General features: G+C 51.2%; 1 pseudogene. It reads right to left on the minus strand.

The window, feature by feature from the left end:
- A pseudogene (locus tag JMA46_RS16890) lies at positions 1–274 on the minus strand (endonuclease III); the annotation flags it as partial.
- Positions 275–285 lie beyond the last annotated feature (11 nt).

Below are 285 nucleotides of genomic sequence, written 5' to 3' on the forward strand. Positions count from 1 at the left end.
TGCACAGTGGTTTGCGCGCTTTGCAAATTTTGCGGCCGTGCCAGATAAGCCAGTGATGGGCATCGCTCCATTTTTCCATGGGTATTGCCTTTTGCAGTTCTTTTTCGGTTGCAAGCGGGTCTGCACCCTTTGCAAGCCCCAGCCGGTGCGAAACGCGGAAAACATGCGTATCTACAGCAATGGCCGGCACATTGTAAATAATGCTTGCTATTACATTGGCCGTTTTTTTGCCGACACCCGGCAGCGTCATCAGCTTTTCAATGGTATCAGGCACGGTGCTGTTGT

Source organism: Arthrobacter sp. E3 (assembly GCF_017353415.1).
Classification (GTDB): domain Bacteria; phylum Actinomycetota; class Actinomycetes; order Actinomycetales; family Micrococcaceae; genus Specibacter.